Origin of the sequence: Stutzerimonas nosocomialis (assembly GCF_005876855.1) — a bacterium.
GTDB classification, from domain to species: domain Bacteria; phylum Pseudomonadota; class Gammaproteobacteria; order Pseudomonadales; family Pseudomonadaceae; genus Stutzerimonas; species Stutzerimonas nosocomialis.
This window is the reverse complement of record NZ_QLAE01000016.1, coordinates 1-15,482: the sequence shown is the minus strand read 5'-3', so window position 1 is coordinate 15,482 and position 15,482 is coordinate 1. Positions and strand designations below refer to the sequence as shown.

Sequence of the window (15,482 nt, the reverse complement as noted above, 5' to 3'; positions counted from 1 at the left end):
CCCACGATCATGAGGGATGATCATGGACGTGGGGAAAATTTCAGCCACATCGGCAGTACCTGCCCAGGTACCCAGCCTCCGCAAGGAGCCTGGGGTTTCGTCGTTTCTTCCAAAACCGGATGATGCTGCAGCCAGGTCGGTCGAAGAAGACGTACGTGACGAATTGGACAGCGCGGTGACCGATCTGCAGTCTCGCATGCAGAACGTGCAGCGCGACCTTAACTTCAGCGTGGACGATTCCACGGGCGAGGTGGTGGTCAAGGTCATCGATGGGGAGTCGGGCAAGGTGGTTCGCCAGATTCCATCCGAGGAGGTGCTCAAGCTGGCCGAGCAACTCGATGGTGTACGCAGCCTGATGTTCGAGGCCAAAGCCTGACGGCACGGTTCTTGGATGGGCTCAGGGGCGCAACATTTTTTTGACAGGTGATGGTTATGGCTTCAATCACAGGTGGCGTTGGACTGGGTACGGGCATGGACATCGACGGCATCGTGAAGTCGATGGTCGCCGCCGAGCAGGCTCCCAAGCAAACTCAGCTAGCCAACCTGGAGAAGACCACGACCGCGCGAATCACCGCGGTTGGCGCATTGAAGAGCGCCATCTCCGAATTCCAGACCGCGTTGGAGGCCCTGAACAAGCCGGAACAGTTTCAGGGCCGCTCGGCTACTTCATCGAAGACCGATCTGCTGACCGTTACGGCCGGAACCACGGCCGGCTCTGGAAGCTACAAGATCAACGTCACCCAGTTGGCTGCCAGCAGCAAGGTGGCGCTTGCCGCCGTCAAGGCGCCGGAGGGCGAAACCGCCAACTTCGGCAAGGGCTCGCTGACCATCAAGGTGGGCTCTGGTGATCCGCTGAACATCACGGTCGATGAGAGCAACAACACGCTCGAAGGGCTGCGCGACTCGATCAACAAGGCGGGCGCGGAGTCGGGTGTTTCGGCAACCATCGTCACGGATTCCAATGGCCCTCGTCTGGTGCTGAGCAGCAGCAAGACGGGTGCGGGGGAGGACATTTCGGTCGTGGGTGTCAGCAGCGAGGAGGGCAACGTCAGCCTGTCCGCTCTGAGCTTCGACCCCTCCGCCCCCGCCTCGACCGATCCGGCAGGCGCCAAGCAGATCACGCAGGCCGCGAACGCCAAGCTCACCATCGATGGACTGGAGGTCGAGAGCACGACCAATACGGTCGACTCGGCGATCGAGGGGGTCACCTTGAACCTCAAAGGGGTGACACCAGCGGATGCGCCGATCACGGTTGGCGTCGAGCTGGACAAGGCTGGCGTCAAGGGCAATGTGCAGAAGTTCGTCGACGCCTATAACAAGCTGATCGGCGTCGTGAACGCGCAAACCAAGGTTACCTCTGTGGGCGATGACAAGGCGCCAGTGACGGGAGCCCTGGTAGGCGACGCGACCGCACGAACCTTGCTCAATACCATCCGTAATGAATTGGTGAACGTCCAGGGCAACGGGGCGATTCGAGCCTTGACCGATATCGGTATCACCACCCAGAAGGATGGCACTCTGGCGGTGAACAGCGACAAGCTGGACAAGGCTCTTGCGGAAAATTTCTCCGAAGTGGCCGGGCTGTTCACAGGGGAAAAGGGCCTTGCGACCCGCCTGAATGAAAGGCTGACGCCTTACACCCAGACCGGAGGAGTTCTGGAGCAGCGCAACAAGGCGATGAGCGAGACCATCAGCAGCATCGACAAGCAGAAGGAAGCCCTCGCGGTACGCATGACGGCCCTCGAGGCGCGGCTTTCGAAGCAGTGGTACGCCATGGACAGCCTGGTCGCGCAGTTGTCCAGCACGTCCAGCTCGTTGACCGCGATGTTCGAGAATATGCCGGGTGTGGTCACTAAAAAGAGCTGACCGAAAACAGCCACAACAAAACCGCCGCTGGCGGTTTTGTTTTTTGTGGTGCAAGCGTCAAGTTTTGCCAGTAAGCGCCGATACGCTGTACATGCAAACTGATGTCGCAAGGGGCATTTAGAATGAACGCAATGGCAGCACTGAGGCAGTATCAGCAGGTTGGCGTAAAAGCTCAGGTGACCGAGGCCGATCCGCATCGCCTTATCCAGATGCTGATGCAAGGCGGGCTCGACCGCATGTCGCAGGCGCGTGGTGCAATGGAGCGTGGCGACTTCGCCGAGAAGGGCGTGTTGCTGGGCAAGGCGATCGCCATCATTGGTGGTCTGCGCGATGTGCTGGACAAGAAAGCCGGTGGCGAACTGGCCGAAAACCTGGACAGCCTTTACGAGTACATGTCCATGCGCCTGTTCGAGGCCAACCGTAACAACGATCCGCAGGTGCTCGACGAGGTGTCGGCTCTGCTGGGTGAGATCAAGGAAGGCTGGGACGGTATCGCACCTGTCGCAGCCTGATTTCGAAGGCTAGCGGCTGGCTGCCCCGCCAGCCGCCGGGTCTGTCAGCGGTACTCGCACAGATAGGCCGTATCGGCCGCGACCTTCAGCTGGAACTTGCTGTTCGCCGGGACGGTGAACTGGCTGCCGCTGGCGAAGGTTTCCCAGGTGTCGCTGCCCGGTAGCTTCACGTCCAGGCTGCCCGCGACGACATGCATCACTTCCAGTTGACTGGTACCGAACTCGTAGTCGCCTGGGGCCATGACTCCGATGGTGGCAGGGCCTGCCGCCATGTCGAAGGCGATGGATTTGACGGTGCCGTTGAAGTATTCGTTGACCTTGAACATCCGGGTTTCCTTGTGAAGAGCTGAACGCGCTTCAGTATGCCGAAGCGCTCACAGGTCGTCATCCGTCTATCTAGTGCGGGTTGTTGATGCCACCAGGCGGCTCGATCGGTGGAAGGCCCTCGGCCGGGGTGTGTGCGGCCATCGGAAGCACGAGCGGCAACAGTCGCGCGGTATTGCGAGCGTCTTCGAGCGCGCGATGCTGCTGTCCGCTGAACTGGTAGCCCGCCAGTTGCAGCGCAGCTTGCAGGCCTACGGGGCGATGCAGCTGCCTTACCCGGGCGAAGCACTGCTTCAGGTTCAGATGCATCGTCCCGTTCAGGGCGCTGTGCAGTCCGTGCTGGGTCCATTCCTGCTGCAGTTGCAGGCGATCGTAGTCTCCCCAGCTCGTCCATCCGCACAGGTGGGTGAAATTGGCCTTGAGCCAGCGTTCGAACGCTGACCAGACGACCGGAAAGCTCTGGGCGGAGTCGACCTGCGCCTGGGTGATGTGCGTCAGTTCCTGGCAGAAAGCGGTTAGGAGAGGCCGCCGTACGGGCTTTACGAACCGTTGGAAGTGATCGGTTTCTCGCCCGTTTTCATCGACCAAGCTGGCGCCGATCTCGATGACCTCCATCTCCTTGAGCGGCCAGCCTCCTTCCTCGGTCGTGGCCTCCAGATCTATTACCAGCCAAAGCTTCATGATCGTGTCCTTTGTACGGTCCTTGGCCCGTTTGGCTCAGGTGTGACCGCCGTCTGCGCGGGCCGGGGCGCGTCGGGCTCATTTCGAGTCGGCGGGGCCTGCGGATCGAGCCAGGCGCAAAACCGCTTCTACTACGACTCCCAGCCACCACGCCGGTTCGTCGCGGTACACACCCGTGCGGCGCGTGGCGCTGACCGCGGCGAGCGAGCGGGCCGAGCGCTGTCCAATGGGCTGCAGGCGGCGCCATCTGGCTCTTTCACGCAGCGGCAATTATCATCGCGACCCTCCAGATAGTCCGGATTTGTCAGCATGATCTGCCGCCCTGGTTGCGGTGCCTGTTGCATCGCGGCTTCGATCTCCTCGCCGATCCCCGGGCTGCCGCACGGAAAGCCGGCGGGCGTGCGTTGTCCGCATCTTTCCAGTCAGAACCTCTGCGGGCTGTTCGGCCAGCCGGAGCGCCCCGCGGTGTGCGCTGCGTTTCAGGCCGACCCCGTGGTCTGTGGCTCGAGCAGCGACGAGGCGATTCGTCTGCTCGGCTGGCTCGAGCAGGCTACCGCCTGATGTCTCGCTCAGGCAGGCCGGTCATGGCGGTTGCACAGGAGGGCATGCTGGGCGCGTGCCTGCTGGCCCTGATCGTTGGCGCGGCTCGCGCGATGTCTGGACGCTGGCCACGGACGACGACGGCATCGAGATCTTTCCGAGGACGGAGCAGGGCTCTGCCTGCACCTGCCGTGGCGTCGCTACGCTCAAGACACACGCCGATACGCCGCACGCACTTGAGGCCCGCTGAGGAGCGAAGCGCCCGCGCGGTGCCCACGCAGGCGTCTCGACGCTCGGGCCGGACGACCACCGAGCCTAGCGCAGGGCCTTGAGCAACTGCTCGTGGAAACGCTCGGGGGCCTGGATCTGCGGCGAGTGGCCGAGATCTTCGAAGGTCACCAGCCTGGCGTTCGGAATGCGCTTGGCTGTCTTGGGCCCCAGCGTGCTGTAGTCGCCCAGCGTCGCTTTGACCGATTCGGCCGCGGCGTCCTTGCCGATCGCGGTGTTGTCCTTGTTGCCGATCATCAGCAGCGTCGGGGCCTGGATGCGGTCGAGCTCGTAGACGACCGGCTGGGTGAAGATCATGTCGTAGGTCAGGGCCGAGTTCCAGGCGACCCGTTTCTTGCCTTCGCCTTGAAAAAGGCCTTCCTGCATGATGACCCAGCGATCGTATTCCGGGCGCCATTCATCGGCGTAATAGGTGCTCTGCTGATAGCGCCGAATGCCTTCGGCATTGGTTTTCAGCTCCTGCGCATACCATGCGTCCACCGGCCGGTACGGCACGCCCTTGGCTTTCCAGTCTTCCAGGCCAATGGGGTTGACCAGCACCAGCTGCTCGACACGGCTCGGGTAGGTCAGCGCGTGCCGCATGGCGAGCATGCCACCCATCGAGTGACCCATCAGCGCGTAGCGGTCGATCCCCAGATGCGCCATCAGTCCCTGGGTGTTGTAGGCCAGCTGGTGAAAGCTGTAGTGATAGTGCTCCGGTTTGCTGGACCTGCAGAAGCCCACCTGGTCCGGCACGACGACGCGGTACCCGGCATGGGTGAGTGCCTCGATGGTGCCTTCCCAGGTGGCGCCGCAGAAATTCTTGCCGTGCATCAGCACGAAGGTCTTGCCGTTGGCTTCGCCCACCGGCGCGATGTCCATGTAGCTCATTTCAAGACGCTGGCCCTGGGACTCGAAGGCGAAGATCTGGCTGGGGTGTGGATATTCGAAGCCCTCCAGTCGCTCGCCGAAGCGAGCCGGTTCGGCCTGGGCGGAGATGGCCATGGTCAGGACGCAGAGGGCGGTGGAACTCAGCAGGACGCGCATCGTGGGGGCCTCGAGAGAAGGGTGGATGATCCGTTTCAGAGCGGCTCACCGGGCGATCGGTTCGCAAGTATCTGTAAACGGATGTGCCTGCCGCACCGACCGCTCGCGGTGGCGGGAGTCCGAGTGTCGCTGTAAAGTAACCGGCGGTTTGAAGGTGTCCCGATCGACATCGACGTTTCATCCAGCACTCCGCTGGCCCTGCCTGTAGACACAAGAGTCGCGCCCTCTCGATGGTCATCGGGCTGGTTCGCCTTCAAAGGAGAGGCCCTTGGCCGCCACCGCAGATCAGTCCTTCCTTGCAGAGGCCGTTGCCAACTGCGCCAACGAGCCGATTCACATTCCCGGGAGCGTTCAGCCCCATGGCTTTCTCTTCGTACTGAGCGAGCCGGAATTGCGTGTCGTCCAGGCGAGCGCGAATGTGGAGCAGTGGCTGGGCATGGACGTACAGGCTCTGCTCGGTAGCCGCCTGGACGATCTGATCCCCGGTCGCGATATCGGTGAGCGCCTGGGCATGCTGGTGGAGGGCGACAACAATCCTTTCCACCTGAGCGACGTGACCTTGCTGCTCGACGGCAGGCAGAGCGAGGCGCTGGCCCTGATGGCGCACCGCTACAAGGGCCGGCTGATCGTCGAATTCGAGCCCGTCGGCAATGCGGGGCAGGCGTACGACGACCTGTATCCCCTGATGCGTACCTTCGTCGTGCAACTGCACGATGCCCAGGGCATCGCTGCGCTATGCGACCTTGCCGTGCGGGAGGTCAAGCGGATCACCGGTTTCGGCCGGGTCAAGGCGTACCGCTTCGACGCCCAGGGCAACGGGCTGGTGCTCGCCGAAGAGGCCGATGACGGCTACCCCAGGTATCAGGGGCTGTGTTTTCCCGCCTCCGACATTCCCGCCCAGGCGCGCCAGCTGTACTGCAGCAACCTGGTCCGGGTGATCCAGAGCGCGCATTACGAGCCATCACCCATCGTGCCGGCCGTCAATCCCGACAGCGGCGAGCCGCTGGACCTCAGTTTCGCCTCGTTGCGCAGCGTGTCGCCGGTGCACCTGCAATACATGAAGAACATGGGAACGCTGGCCTCGATGTCGATCTCGATCGTCATCGAGGGCCGGCTCTGGGGCCTGATCTCCTGCCACGACGCCCAGCCACGGCGGGTCGGCTTCCATACCCGCACGGCCTGCGAACTGCTGGGGCGTGTCCTGGCTCTGCAGATCGAGGCCAAGGAAGTGCACTACCTGGCCGAGCGCAAGCTGGAACTGCGTCGGCAGATCGTCCACCTGCTGGCCGGCATGGCCGACCGCGACAGCGTGGTCGAAGGCTTCACCAGCATGGCGGACGTGGTGCTCGGCTTCGCCCAGGCGAGCGGCGCCGCGGTTCTCTCCGGCGAGGTCTGCGAAGTAGTTGGCCAGACGCCGCCCGCGGACGACATTCACGCGCTTTCCCGGTGGCTGAGTCAGAAACGCGACCAGCTCGTCTTCCACAGCGACAGCCTGCTGCGCGATGTGCCGGAACTGCCAGACCTGGCCCAACATGCCGCCGGCATACTGGCGGTCTCCATCTCGCGCCTGCATCCGCATTACCTGATCTGGTTCCGACCCGAGCAGGTCAAGACGGTCGAGTGGGCCGGACAGCCGGAAAAACAGATCGACCAGCAGAGCGGGGCGTTGAGCCCACGGCACAGTTTCGAGCGCTGGCAGGAAGTGGTGCGTGGCTTTTCCTCGGCCTGGGACCAGGCCGAGATCGACGCCGCGCTGGAGCTGCGTAACGCGGTGCTCGGTATCGTGCTGCGCAAGGCCGAGGAAATGGCCCAGCTGGCCGGCGAGCTCAAGAAGAGCAACAAGGAACTCGAGGCCTTCTCCTACAGCGTCTCCCACGATCTGCGCGCGCCGTTGCGCCATATCGCCGGCTACGCCGAGCTGCTTGGCGAAATGGAAGGCTCCAAGCTTTCCGAGCGCGGCATTCGCTTCCTCGACAACATCGGCGATGCGGCGCGCTTCGCCGGTACGCTGGTGGACAATCTGCTCAGCTTCTCGCAGATGGGCAGGGCCGCGCTTCGGCTGTCGGACGTGAACCTCGGCGCGTTGGTGGAATCGATTCGCCAGGAAATGACGCCCGATTACGAAGGGCGCCACATCGAATGGCACCTGCAGCCGATGCCGGTGGTGGTGGCCGACGCCGCCTTCATCCATCTGGCCCTGCGCAACCTGATTTCCAATGCCATCAAATACAGCCGTACGCGTGAGCGGGCGGTGATCGAAATCGGCGCCGAGGAACGTATCGACGAGGTCATCGTCTATGTGCGCGACAACGGCGTGGGCTTCAACATGCAATACGCCAACAAACTGTTCGGCGTATTCCAGCGCTTGCACCGGATGGAAGAGTTCGAAGGCACCGGCATCGGTCTTGCCAGCGTCCGGCGCATCGTCGAACGACACGATGGGCGCGTCTGGGCCGACGGACAACTGGATGAGGGGGCGACCTTTTTCTTTGCGCTCCCCAAGCTCACTTATACCTCCCTCATTTAGGACCCAGGCATCAATGCTCAAACCCATTCTTCTGGTGGAAGACAACCCGCACGACCTCGAGCTGACGCTCGTCGCGCTCGAGCGGAGCCAGTTGGCCAACGAGGTGGTCGTATTGCGCGACGGCGCCGAAGCGCTGGACTATCTTCAGCGCAAGGGAGACTACGGTAATCGCCAGGGCGGGAACCCCGCCGTGCTGCTGCTGGACCTGAAGCTGCCCAAGGTCGACGGACTGGAAGTGCTCAAGATCGTGCGCGAGACGCCGGATCTTCGCAGTGTTCCGGTGGTCATGCTGACCTCCTCGCGCGAGGAGCCGGACCTGGTCAAGGCGTATTCGCTCGGTGTTAACGCTTATGTCGTCAAGCCGGTCGAGTTCCGGGACTTCGTTTCGGCGATCTCCGATCTCGGTATCTTCTGGGCCGTCCTGAACGAGCCACCGCCAGGTTCGCTGCGTGCCCAGCGCCGCCGCGGCGATCGCGAATCGGAGTGATCGAGGGGGAGACCCTCGCGCGCTCGCTCAATGCCCGGCCGCTTGTGCGGCGGAACTCGAATGGCCCTCTGTCGGCGGGATTGCCATGCCAGCGTCAAAAAACATAAGCCTGCTGTTCGTAGAAGACAGCCCGCACGACGCCGAGCTGGCGCTTCTGACCCTGGAGCGCAGCGGTTATCGCGTCGATCCCACGGTGGTCTTCGATCGCGCCGGCGTCGTCGATGCGCTGGAGCGCCGCAGCTTCGACCTGATCCTGTCCGACTTCATCCTGCCCGGCTTCTCGGGCGCCCTGGCGCTGCAGGAAGCACAGCGCCTGGCGCCCAAGACGCCGTTCATCTTTCTGTCCGGCGTGTTCGGCGAAGAGCACGCGGTGGACATGATGCGCTCGGGCGCCATCGACTACGTGCTCAAGCAGAATCTCGGTTTTCTGCCCAAGGCCGTGCAGCGGGCCCTGTCGGAAGTAAGCGAGCGCCGCGGGCGGCTGCGGGCCGAAGAGGCGCTGCAGGAGGTCGAGGTGCGGGCGCGTCTGGCGATCGACGCGGCTCGCTTAGGCATGTGGGACTACGAGCCGCAGGCGCGCCGGCTGATCTGGGATAATCGCTGCAAGGCCATGTTCGGATTGCCGCCGGAGGCCGAGGTCGATCTTGGTATTTTCGAACGGCGGCTGCATCCGGACGACCTGCAGCGCCTGGGCGAGGACGTGCGTCGGGCCACCAGCCCGCAGAACGACAACGAATACAGCGCCGAATACCGCGTGCTGCTCGAAGACGGGCAATGGCGCTGGATCGAGACGCGAGGCCAGTCCTTCTTCGAGGACGGCGTCTGCAAGCGCTTCATCGGCGTGATGATGGACATCACGCCCCAGAAGCTGGCGACCGAATCCCTCGAACGGCTCAACGAGACCCTCGGTGAGAGGGTCGAAGAGCGTACGCGCGAGCGTGACCGGACCTGGGAGCTGTCCAGGGACTTGCTGGCCGTCACCCGCCTGGACAGCGAGCCGGTGGCGCTCAACCCGGCCTGGGAAGACACTCTCGGCTGGCCGCGCGAGCGTCTGATGAAGGCGTCGCTGTGGACACTGGTGCACCCCGACGACTACAGCACGACGCTCGAAGAAACCGAAAGCCTCAAGCACGGGCAGGCGACCAATCGTTTCGTCAACCGCATGCGCCATGCCGATGGCAGCTACCACTGGCTGTCCTGGACCGCGGTCCCCGAGGCCGGGATGATGTACGCCGCGGCGCGGGACATCACCGGTGAAATCGCGGCGGTGGACAAGCTCGCCGCTGCCAACCGGCAGCTGCTCGAGCAGATCAAGGAGCGTGAGCGGGTCGAGGCGACGCTGCAGCAGATGCAGCGTCTCGAAGCGGTTGGCCAGCTCACTGCCGGGCTCGCCCATGACTTCAACAACCTGCTCACGGTGATCCTGACCAGCGCCAGCTTCCTGTCCCGCGACCTGGAGCAGGGCGCGGTCCTGACCAAATCGCTGCAGCGCCTGCAGAACATCCGTGAAGCCGGGGAGCGGGGCGCCAAGCTGACCGGCCAGCTGCTGGCCTTTTCCCGGCGCCAGCAGCTGGCGCCCAAGTCGGTGGACCTCAACGATACCGTGGTCGGCATGCTCGACCTGCTGCACAGCACGCTCGGCGGCAGCGTGACCATCGAGACCGATACCTGCGCCGGCCTCTGGCACGCGCTGGTCGACCCGACGCAGATCGAACTCATCATCCTCAACCTGGCGATCAATGCGCGTGACGCCATGGGCGGCGGCGGGCTGCTGGTGCTCGGCACCGACAACGTGGTGGTGGACACGCCGCCCTTGCGGGCCGAGGATCCGGAGCCCGGCGAATACGTCGTGCTGTCGGTGAAGGATTCGGGCAGCGGCATGAGTGACGAGGTGCTCGCCAAGGCGTTCGAGCCGTTCTTCACCACCAAGGAAGTGGGCAAGGGCTCGGGGCTGGGCCTGGCCCAGGTGTTCGGCTTCGCCAAGCAGTCCGGCGGTGGCGCGAGGATCGAAACCCGGGTCGATGTCGGCACCACGGTCAAGGTATTCCTGCCGCGGGTCAGCGCTCCGAAACCGCCATCGCGCCCGGCCCATCCGGCCAGCGCCACGGCGACCCTCGACGGCGTGCAGCGCACCATCCTGCTGGTCGATGACGATGCCGGCGTGCGCGAAGTGACGTCCCTGATGTTGAGCGACCTGGGGTTCCGGGTCATCGAGGTCGACGGGGGACGCAAGGCGCTGGGGCTGCTCGAGGAGGACAGCGCGGTCGATTTGCTGGTGGCGGATTTCGCCATGCCGGGCATGAACGGCGGGGAGCTCGCACGGGCGGTTCGGGCGCGCTATCCGGGGCTACCGGTGGTATTCATCACCGGCTATGCCGAATTGGGCGAGTTCGGCATGGGCGACGCCCTGGTCATCCAGAAGCCGTTCCGGGAGCAGGACCTGGCGGAGAAGGTCATCAGCGCCATCAACCAGGCCGATAGGTGTCGCCATGGCGATCTTGCGTAACCGCCTCAAGGTGGCCACCTCGAGCCTGCATGAGCAGGTCGATCGGGGGTTCGGCGATTTCCGTCTGGAGACCTCGGCCGGCTACCGCGACTTTCTGCTTGCCCATGCCCGCGCCGTGATCCCCGCCGAAGCGGCGCTCGAACAGGCCGGTATCGTCAGGCTGCTGCCGGACTGGCCCGAGCGGCGTCGGCGGGAAGCGCTGCGTCATGACCTGGCGCAGCTGGGCGAAGCGATTCCCGAACCCCTGGCGGTGCCGCAGTCGGCGTCGGCCGCCTGGTGCTGGGGCTTCGCCTACGTGCTGGAAGGTTCGCGGCTGGGCGCCCGGGTGCTCAGTCGTATCGTCGAGTCGCAGCAGGCCGGTTTGCCGTTGCGCTATCTCGGGCAGGGCGCCGACCAGCCGCTGTGGCCGCGTTTTCTCGACAGGCTCGAAACCGCCGCACAGGACCAGCCCTTCGAGGAAATGGTCGAAGGCGCGCGTGCGGCGTTCGCGTTGTTCGTGGAGGCGGCGAGGCTGCAGCGCGAGGCTACAGCGGGCTGCCTCGCCTGAAGCGGGTGATCTGCGGCAGGCTCTTGAGGTAGGTGATGGCGTCCGGAGAACCCGCCAGCTTCAATCCTTCACCCAGCGCGTTGGCCGTGACGTGGCCTTTTTCCAGCAGCAGCAGCTCCGAGTTGCTGGTGTTGCGCAGCAGCGTCAGCCGCGCGTAGGGCACCTGACCGTCGAGCAACAGGCCGACGAATACGGGATCGTCCCAGGCGCTCGCCGGCATCGCCAGCACATGGTAGGCCGCCTGAAGCGCCTGCACCCCTGCCAGGTCGAGTCGGTAGTCGGTCAGTTCGGCCGGCAGGGCGGTGTCCAGCCCTCTGCGCCTGGCATAGGCGATGGCGGCGGCGAAGGTGGCCGCATGCTGTTCTCCGGCCCAGTAGATGCGCTCGCCCAGCCAGCTCGCCTGGCGCAACTGGATGGTTTCCTTCTGCTCGAAGCGAGGCAGCGCGTGGCTCAGGGCGCGGGTGAAATCGCGATAACTGATGATGCGGACCTTGCGGCAGACGGGCGTTGCCGCGAAGGCTTCGAATGTGGGGTAGGTCCGGCCGTCGAGCGGCTGTCCGCTCAGTCCGTCGATCTGGCGCAGGTCGAACTGGGGATGGAATTCGCTGACCTTGGTGACCAGCTTGGTGAGCGCCAGGTGAGCGCGGGCCTTGTCTTCCTGTACGGGGCCGGACAGCGCGCCGCGAGGCAGGTCGACCAGATGCTGCAGAGGAGGGCCCTCATGCCAGAAGATGTTCGGCTGCGGCTCGGGCAAGGGTTCGAATGCGAACTGCAAACGGCTCGCACGCTCGAGCACCAGACGCGGCGTCTTGCCGGTCAGCTTGAGGCGCTGCGCCAGATTGGCGATGCGGGATGTCAATGAGGGCACTTGCTCGGAAAGGCTCATCGTCATGACAGAGCTCCTGGAACACCGGCCGCAGTGTGGCAGACATCACGTTGTTGCGCACTGGCTTTGCGCGCCGAGGAGGCGCAACGGTGAATTTCCGGATGGCCGGCAGCTCGATTCGGGGCGTCGGTGGCGTCGGGAAGCTGTGGCACAATCGCGGGCATTGTCATACGGGAGCCTCCATGCCGAACCTGGTGCTGGACATCGCGCTGTCTGCGGATCGACTGCTTGCGGTCTACCAAGGGCGCGCCAACCGAATCCTGGCTACCAGCCGCGACGGCCGGCGTGTAAGCCTGCCGGCCCATCATTTGCGCCCGTATCTGACAAGGGAAGGGATCTATGGTTCCTTTCGTCTCGAAGTCTCCCCGGCCGGAGAGTTGATCAACCTCACGCGTCTCGCTTGACTCGCCTCGCTAGGCGGTGGCTGTGGCGGCTATACTGCGCGCCTCACTTTTCACCCGCTTAGGTTGCGCATGTATAACCTGGCTCGCGAGCTACTGTTCAAGCTTTCCCCGGAAACCTCCCATGAACTGGCCCTGGATCTGATCGGTGCAGGCGGGCGTCTGGGGCTGAACGGACTGATGGTCCGCAACCCTTCGAGTCTTCCCGTGCAGGTCATGGGGCTCGATTTTCCGAACCCGGTGGGGCTGGCGGCGGGCCTGGACAAGAATGGCGAAGCGATCAACGGACTGTCCCAGCTGGGGTTCGGCTTCATCGAGATCGGTACGGTCACCCCGCGCGCGCAGCCGGGCAATCCGAAGCCCAGGATCTTCCGCCTGCCCGAGGCCGATGCGCTGATCAATCGCATGGGTTTCAACAATCAGGGCGTCGATGCCTTGCTCGCCCGCGTCGACGCGGCGCAGTTCAACGGCGTGCTGGGCATCAACATCGGCAAGAACTTCGACACGCCTGTCGAGCGCGCCGTCGACGACTATCTGCTGTGTCTGGAAAAGGTCTACTCGCGCGCCAGCTACGTCACGGTGAACGTCAGTTCGCCGAACACCCCCGGCTTGCGCAGCCTGCAGTTCGGCGATTCGCTCAGGGCCCTGCTCGACTCGCTGCGCCTTCGCCGCGAGAACCTGCAGGCGCTTTACGGCAAGCGCGTGCCGCTGGCCATCAAGATCGCGCCGGACATGAGCGACGAGGAAATCGCGCTGGTGGCCCAGGCGCTGGTCGAAACGGGCATGGACGCCGTCATCGCGACCAACACGACGCTCGGTCGTGACGGCGTCGCCGGTCTGGCGCATGCCGACGAAGCGGGCGGCCTGTCTGGCGCGCCGGTTCGCGAGAAGAGCACCCACACCGTCAAGGTACTGGCCGAGGCGCTGGGCGGGCGACTTCCGATCATCGCGGCGGGCGGCATTCTCGAAGGGCGTCATGCTGCGCAGAAGATCGAAGCCGGGGCCAGCCTGGTGCAGATCTATACCGGTTTCATCTACCGTGGGCCGGCGTTGATACGAGAGGCGGTGGATGCGATAGCGGGCTCGACCATCGGTCGGCGCTGAGGGAGGGGCTCCCGTTTCGGGAGCCCCGGGCTCTAGGCCCTTAGCCCGGATGGGGCTGTCTGAATGAATTCAGGGTGAGTCTGTCTTAACTGACCGCGTGAAGCTGGTTGAGCCGATGCAAGCCGGCCGTGCCGGTCAAGCCATCCCAGTTGTCGCCGCGCCCTTCGCGCCAGCCGTTGATCCAGGCTTGGCGTACCGTTGGATGTGAAAAGGGGCAGAGGTCGCGGGATTTGCCATGTATGCCGTGCTGATAACCGCGTAGAAACGCTCGTTCCATCGGATCACGCTTGAGTCTTCTCATAAGGTGTAGCCCTCAGTGGTTGACTTGGTTCCCAATGGCCTCACGGCGAGGCCGGGCAGCTAGACTGCCAGCGAGGTCCGTTGCCGGCGTGACGGACCTCTGTGCCCATCATTGCGATGCGACTGGATCGAGTTCTACCCCATGGCCCGGCCGTGTGGAAACGATCGTTTTGTCATAAGCACGTAACGCAACAGTGACTGAGCCCATAAGCCAGGCGCAGTCACAGCTACAAATGCCCACCGAACAGGACGTCCGGCGCGACCGGTCTTCGTCGTGATGAACGGGCAGGCCGATTCGTTCGGCAAACCATCAATGCGGAATCCGACGGAAGTCACCCCGGGGCCGCCGACCATTTTGGAATGAGCATGACCGATCGCCACGAACTGATTTTGACTTGCCCCAAGGGCCTGGAGTCGCTGCTGCTCGAGGAAGCGACAGCGCTCGGCCTGGAGGAGGCGCGCGAGCAGACGGCCGCCGTGCGGGGCTTCGGCCCGATAGAGGTCGCCTACCGGCTGTGTCTCTGGTCGCGGCTCGCCAACCGCGTGCTGCTGCTGCTCCAGCGATTCGCGGTAACCGATGCGCAGACGTTGTACGACGGCGTCCATGCGCTGGACTGGGCCGAGCATCTGGCCAGCGATGGCAGCCTGGCCGTGGAATTCAGCGGCCACGGATCTGGCATCGACAACACGCATTTCGGTGCGCTGAAGGTCAAGGATGCGATCGTCGACCGCCTGCGCACGGCCTCCGGCCAGCGCCCGAGCATCGACAAGCTCAATCCCGACCTGAGGGTGCATCTGCGGCTCGATCGTGGCCAGGCCGTGTTGTCGCTTGACCTGTCCGGGCACAGCCTGCATCAGCGGGGCTATCGTTTGCAGCAGGGTGCGGCCCCGCTGAAGGAAAACCTCGCCGCAGCGGTACTGATCCGGGCCGGCTGGCCGAGAATCGCGGCGGCCGGTGGCGCGCTGGCCGACCCGATGTGCGGCGTCGGCACCTTCCTCATCGAGGGCGCGATGATGGCAGCCGACGTGGCCCCCAACCTCAGGCGCGAGCGCTGGGGCTTCAGCGGATGGCTGGGGCATGTGCCCGCGGTGTGGACGCGCCTGCTCGATGAGGCCCGGCAGCGCGCGCAGGACGGCCTGGCGCGTGCGCCGCTGTGGATTCGTGGCTACGAGGCCGATCCCCGCCTGATCCAGCCCGCCAGGAACAACGTCGAGCGCGCCGGGCTGTCAGACTGGATCCGTATCTACCAGGGCGAAGTCGCGACCTTCGAGCCGCGTACCGACCAGAACCAGAAGGGCCTGGTGATCTGTAACCCGCCTTACGGCGAACGCCTGGGTGACGAGGCGAGCCTGCTCTATCTCTACCAGAACCTCGGCGAGCGTCTGCGTCAGGCCTGCCTGGGCTGGGAGGCTGGCGTGTTCACCGCCGCACCGGATCTGGGCAAGCGCATGGGCATTCGCAGCCACAAGCAGTACGCCTTCTGGAA

The 15,482-nt window shown here is 64.3% G+C and carries 16 protein-coding genes; 11 read left to right on the top strand and 5 right to left on the bottom strand.

Going from position 1 to position 15,482, the window contains the following annotated elements:
- The first annotated feature begins 22 nt into the window (after nt 1-22).
- The 3 genes from DN824_RS11675 (at nt 23) to fliS (ending at nt 2,378) form a co-directional block, all read left to right on the top strand.
- A complete protein-coding gene (locus DN824_RS11675) occupies nt 23-376 on the top strand; it encodes a flagellar protein FlaG (RefSeq protein WP_138408648.1) in 354 nt (117 codons plus the stop codon).
- Between the two features lie 65 nt (nt 377-441).
- On the top strand, nt 442-1,866 hold the full coding sequence (gene fliD / locus DN824_RS11670; protein ID WP_138408647.1) for a flagellar filament capping protein FliD: 1,425 nt from the start codon (nt 442-444) through the stop codon (nt 1,864-1,866).
- Nucleotides 1,867-1,988: 122 nt separating this feature from the next.
- On the top strand, nt 1,989-2,378 hold the full coding sequence (gene fliS, locus DN824_RS11665; protein ID WP_138408576.1) for a flagellar export chaperone FliS: 390 nt from the start codon (nt 1,989-1,991) through the stop codon (nt 2,376-2,378).
- 44 nt (nt 2,379-2,422) lie between these two features.
- Here fliS and ppnP read toward each other — a convergent pair whose 3' ends face one another.
- Both ppnP and DN824_RS11655 read right to left on the bottom strand, forming a co-directional pair.
- Nucleotides 2,423-2,704 carry a pyrimidine/purine nucleoside phosphorylase gene (ppnP, locus tag DN824_RS11660; RefSeq protein WP_138408575.1) on the bottom strand — a complete coding sequence of 94 codons (282 nt, stop codon included), beginning with the start codon at nt 2,702-2,704 and terminating at the stop codon, nt 2,423-2,425.
- A 70-nt stretch (nt 2,705-2,774) separates the two neighbouring features.
- Nucleotides 2,775-3,383 (bottom strand): 3'-5' exonuclease, encoded by a 609-nt coding sequence (locus DN824_RS11655; RefSeq protein ID WP_138408574.1) that lies wholly within the window; start codon nt 3,381-3,383, stop codon nt 2,775-2,777.
- A gap of 309 nt (nt 3,384-3,692) precedes the next feature.
- Between DN824_RS11655 and DN824_RS11650 the strand changes: the two genes are divergently transcribed.
- Complete coding sequence (locus DN824_RS11650) at nt 3,693-3,944, top strand: YkgJ family cysteine cluster protein (RefSeq protein ID WP_138408573.1); 252 nt, start codon at nt 3,693-3,695, stop codon at nt 3,942-3,944.
- Between the two features lie 294 nt (nt 3,945-4,238).
- On the opposite strand, the gene DN824_RS11645 is transcribed toward DN824_RS11650, so the two are convergent.
- Nucleotides 4,239-5,237, bottom strand: coding sequence for an alpha/beta fold hydrolase (locus DN824_RS11645; protein ID WP_138408572.1), 999 nt, complete (start codon nt 5,235-5,237; stop codon nt 4,239-4,241).
- Between the two features lie 268 nt (nt 5,238-5,505).
- Between DN824_RS11645 and DN824_RS11640 the strand changes: the two genes are divergently transcribed.
- The 4 genes from DN824_RS11640 to DN824_RS11625 all read left to right on the top strand — a co-directional run bounded on the left by DN824_RS11640 (nt 5,506) and on the right by DN824_RS11625 (nt 11,304).
- Entirely contained in the window at nt 5,506-7,764 is a 2,259-nt protein-coding gene (locus DN824_RS11640) for an ATP-binding protein (protein ID WP_138408571.1), read from the top strand.
- A gap of 13 nt (nt 7,765-7,777) precedes the next feature.
- Nucleotides 7,778-8,251, top strand: coding sequence for a response regulator (locus DN824_RS11635; RefSeq protein ID WP_138408570.1), 474 nt, complete (start codon nt 7,778-7,780; stop codon nt 8,249-8,251).
- 85 nt (nt 8,252-8,336) lie between these two features.
- Complete coding sequence (locus tag DN824_RS11630) at nt 8,337-10,757, top strand: response regulator (protein WP_138408569.1); 2,421 nt, start codon at nt 8,337-8,339, stop codon at nt 10,755-10,757.
- Complete coding sequence (locus DN824_RS11625; RefSeq protein WP_138408568.1) at nt 10,741-11,304, top strand: biliverdin-producing heme oxygenase; 564 nt, start codon at nt 10,741-10,743, stop codon at nt 11,302-11,304. Before DN824_RS11630 ends, DN824_RS11625 begins: the two co-directional genes overlap by 17 nt.
- Here the strand turns inward: DN824_RS11625 and DN824_RS11620 are convergent.
- Nucleotides 11,282-12,190 carry a DUF6685 family protein gene (locus tag DN824_RS11620; protein WP_282096983.1) on the bottom strand — a complete coding sequence of 303 codons (909 nt, stop codon included), beginning with the start codon at nt 12,188-12,190 and terminating at the stop codon, nt 11,282-11,284. The genes DN824_RS11625 and DN824_RS11620 overlap by 23 nt on opposite strands.
- A 182-nt stretch (nt 12,191-12,372) precedes the next feature.
- Between DN824_RS11620 and DN824_RS11615 the strand changes: the two genes are divergently transcribed.
- Both DN824_RS11615 and DN824_RS11610 read left to right on the top strand, forming a co-directional pair.
- Nucleotides 12,373-12,594, top strand: a complete 222-nt coding sequence (locus tag DN824_RS11615; RefSeq protein ID WP_138408566.1) for a DUF2835 domain-containing protein — start codon at nt 12,373-12,375, stop codon at nt 12,592-12,594.
- A gap of 69 nt (nt 12,595-12,663) precedes the next feature.
- The gene (locus tag DN824_RS11610) at nt 12,664-13,695 is read left to right on the top strand and encodes a quinone-dependent dihydroorotate dehydrogenase (protein ID WP_138408565.1); all 1,032 of its coding nucleotides are present in this window, start codon (nt 12,664-12,666) and stop codon (nt 13,693-13,695) included.
- An 85-nt stretch (nt 13,696-13,780) separates the two neighbouring features.
- Here the strand turns inward: DN824_RS11610 and rmf are convergent, their stop codons facing one another.
- A complete protein-coding gene (gene rmf, locus DN824_RS11605; RefSeq protein WP_138408564.1) occupies nt 13,781-13,996 on the bottom strand; it encodes a ribosome modulation factor in 216 nt (71 codons plus the stop codon).
- Between the two features lie 365 nt (nt 13,997-14,361).
- Between rmf and rlmKL the strand changes: the two genes are divergently transcribed.
- A partial coding sequence (gene rlmKL / locus DN824_RS11600; RefSeq protein WP_138408563.1) for a bifunctional 23S rRNA (guanine(2069)-N(7))-methyltransferase RlmK/23S rRNA (guanine(2445)-N(2))-methyltransferase RlmL occupies nt 14,362-15,482 on the top strand: 1,121 nt, incomplete at its 3' end.

What these genes read in the sequence shown, in the direction of transcription:
- DN824_RS11610 (WP_138408565.1), top strand. Translation starts at nt 12,664, where the DNA reads ATGTATAACCTGGCTCGCGAGCTACTGTTCAAGCTTTCCCCGGAAACC.
- DN824_RS11620 (WP_282096983.1), bottom strand. Translation starts at nt 12,190, where the DNA reads ATGAGCCTTTCCGAGCAAGTGCCCTCATTGACATCCCGCATCGCCAAT.
- DN824_RS11635 (WP_138408570.1), top strand. Translation starts at nt 7,778, where the DNA reads ATGCTCAAACCCATTCTTCTGGTGGAAGACAACCCGCACGACCTCGAG.
- DN824_RS11645 (WP_138408572.1), bottom strand. Translation starts at nt 5,237, where the DNA reads ATGCGCGTCCTGCTGAGTTCCACCGCCCTCTGCGTCCTGACCATGGCC.
- DN824_RS11630 (WP_138408569.1), top strand. Translation starts at nt 8,337, where the DNA reads ATGCCAGCGTCAAAAAACATAAGCCTGCTGTTCGTAGAAGACAGCCCG.
- rmf (WP_138408564.1), bottom strand. Translation starts at nt 13,996, where the DNA reads ATGAGAAGACTCAAGCGTGATCCGATGGAACGAGCGTTTCTACGCGGT.
- fliS (WP_138408576.1), top strand. Translation starts at nt 1,989, where the DNA reads ATGAACGCAATGGCAGCACTGAGGCAGTATCAGCAGGTTGGCGTAAAA.
- DN824_RS11625 (WP_138408568.1), top strand. Translation starts at nt 10,741, where the DNA reads ATGGCGATCTTGCGTAACCGCCTCAAGGTGGCCACCTCGAGCCTGCAT.
- ppnP (WP_138408575.1), bottom strand. Translation starts at nt 2,704, where the DNA reads ATGTTCAAGGTCAACGAATACTTCAACGGCACCGTCAAATCCATCGCC.
- DN824_RS11655 (WP_138408574.1), bottom strand. Translation starts at nt 3,383, where the DNA reads ATGAAGCTTTGGCTGGTAATAGATCTGGAGGCCACGACCGAGGAAGGA.
- DN824_RS11615 (WP_138408566.1), top strand. Translation starts at nt 12,373, where the DNA reads ATGCCGAACCTGGTGCTGGACATCGCGCTGTCTGCGGATCGACTGCTT.
- DN824_RS11650 (WP_138408573.1), top strand. Translation starts at nt 3,693, where the DNA reads ATGATCTGCCGCCCTGGTTGCGGTGCCTGTTGCATCGCGGCTTCGATC.
- DN824_RS11675 (WP_138408648.1), top strand. Translation starts at nt 23, where the DNA reads ATGGACGTGGGGAAAATTTCAGCCACATCGGCAGTACCTGCCCAGGTA.